This window comes from Chrysanthemum yellows phytoplasma (genome assembly GCF_000803325.1).
Lineage (GTDB): Bacteria > Bacillota_I > Bacilli_A > Acholeplasmatales > Acholeplasmataceae > Phytoplasma > Phytoplasma asteris.
In genome coordinates this window covers 1-2,243 of sequence record NZ_JSWH01000026.1, presented here as the reverse complement: position 1 = coordinate 2,243, position 2,243 = coordinate 1, and the positions used below count along the sequence as shown (strand labels likewise).

General features: G+C 29.2%; 2 protein-coding genes. Both read left to right on the top strand.

What is annotated here, in order from left to right; all coding sequences use genetic code 11:
• Positions 1-245: 245 nt before the first annotated feature.
• Positions 246-1,391 (top strand): metal ABC transporter solute-binding protein, Zn/Mn family, encoded by a 1,146-nt coding sequence (locus OL66_RS00485; RefSeq protein ID WP_034172038.1) that lies wholly within the window; start codon positions 246-248, stop codon positions 1,389-1,391.
• Between the two features lie 30 nt (positions 1,392-1,421).
• Positions 1,422-2,186: a metal ABC transporter ATP-binding protein gene (locus OL66_RS00480; RefSeq protein WP_034172037.1), complete on the top strand. Its 765-nt coding sequence runs from the start codon at positions 1,422-1,424 to the stop codon at positions 2,184-2,186.
• Positions 2,187-2,243 lie beyond the last annotated feature (57 nt).

The following is a 2,243-nucleotide window of genomic DNA, read 5'->3' as shown; positions in this document are numbered from 1 at the left end:
CCCCCCAAATAACAAATTAGCCCTCATTATAATTAAATATTTTTGCTACTTTATTACAAATGTATAGCCATAACTGTATCAAAATTGAAATTTTTAATGATGGATTTTACAAAGAAATCCCAAAACCACTAATTTATAATTGCATATCATTAGATATTTTTTATAACATCGTTTTTTACCTCACAAAATAGTTCCATTTTAGATCATTTTAAATTAATTCAGAAAGGCAAAAGGAGACCATAATTATGGATTTTTTTATTAAACACAAACAAAAAATAATCATTTTTCTTTTGGCAACAATAAAAACGCTGATTTTGTCTATTCCTTTTTTATCTTTGACAAAAGCCAATAATGCCAAAACTGCTTCAAAAGATTTACAAATAGTAACGACTACTACCATGTTAAAAGATTTAGTCAAGCATTTAGTTGGTGATGTGGCAGAAGAAGAACAAAACGAATATCAAAAAATTGAAGGTATTCAAGTTGATTCTTTGATGGGAGTAGGAATTGATCCGCACAATTACAAAACCAAATTATCAGATCGCAAAAAAATTAAAGAAGCTGATTTAGTTGTGATTAATGGACTGCATTTGGAAGCTAAAATGGCAGAAGCCTTCCCCCTTTTAACGAATAATTCCTTTACCGTAGTGCAGTTAGATGAAACGCATACCAAAGTTATAAATCAAGAAGGTAAAGAGGAGGAGCACATTAAAGAAGAAAATATTAAGCGAGATGAAGATACTCATGGACCAGATCCTCATATTTGGTTTGATATAGATCTTTGGATTAAAGTTTTAAAACAATTAAAATACAAATTAAAAACAGTATTGAAAAAAGACCTACGTTTTAGCCAAAGGGATATTGCTAATTTAAAAAATAATTGCGACACATATGCACGAAAATTAAAATTATTAGATACATATGTAGTCAAGAAATTTAACGAATTAAAAGGACAATTTTCTTCTCAAGGCAAAACATTTATTTTAGTTACTGCCCATGATGCTTTTTCTTATTTAGCTAGAAAATATGATTTTGAATTAAGTCCAATTCAAGGAATTTCTACCCAAACAGAAGCCAGTATCAGCGATATTGAAGAATTAGCTAATAAACTGGTTGAAAACCAAGTAAAAGCTATTTTTGTAGAAAGTGCTTTTCCAGAAGGAACGCTTGATTCTCTTAAAGAATCTGTAAAAAGTAAAGGTCATAATATTAAAAAAAGTGATGAAGAATTATACGCTGATGCTTTGGGTTCAGAAAGTGAAGAGCCAATAGAATTTGAATCCGACAAAGATAAAGACGGGAATTCCAAACCAACAAAATACAAACATTCCACCTATATTGGAGCTTTATTACACAACATTCATACAATAGAAAAAGAATTAAAACAATAACAACAATAACAAAGAAATAAGGAGATTATAATGAAAAAAGAAATAGCCATTAAAATTAGAGATCTAACTGTAGCTTATCATCTAAAACCAGTTTTGTGGGATATTGATTTAGATATTTATCAAAGCTCTTTGACAGCTATTTTGGGTCCTAATGGTGCTGGAAAATCTACTTTAATTAAAACTATTTTAGAATTGATTCCCAAAGTTTCTGGAGAAGTTTTATTTTATAATCAAAAATATGGACAAGTAAGAAAAAAAATTTCCTACGTGCCACAAAGAAATTCAGTTGATTGGGATTTTCCAACTACTGTGTTTGATGTTGTTTTGATGGGCCGCTACGGACATTTAGGATGGTTTAAAAAACCAACTGCTAAAGATAAAGAAATAGTAATGCAATCTTTGGAAAAAACAGGAATGCAAGACCTTAAGGACCGTCAAATATCTGAACTTTCAGGCGGACAACAACAAAGAATTTTTTTAGCTCGTGCCTTAGCTCAACAAGGAGATATTTATTTTATGGACGAGCCTTTTCAAGGAGTTGATATCCAAACAGAAAAAAAAATTATCCAAGTTTTAAAAGATTTGCAAAAAGAAAATAAAACCATTATTGTAGTGCACCATGATTTAGAAACAGTGACTCAATATTTTGATCATGTAGTTTTGGTAAACGTACAAAAAATTGCAAGTGGTACTACGGATGAAGTTTTTAACCAAACTAATTTAACTAAAACTTTTCAAAATAAACAATTAAAAAAAGACATCCATAATTTGCAAACCCCCAAAAAAACTAAATAAAAAGAACCAAAATAAATAATCAAATTAAATATAAATGATTAAAATAAATAATCATAT

Coding starts and splice junctions, on each gene's coding strand:
- OL66_RS00485 (WP_034172038.1), top strand. CDS start 246: ATGGATTTTTTTATTAAACACAAACAAAAAATAATCATTTTTCTTTTG.
- OL66_RS00480 (WP_034172037.1), top strand. CDS start 1,422: ATGAAAAAAGAAATAGCCATTAAAATTAGAGATCTAACTGTAGCTTAT.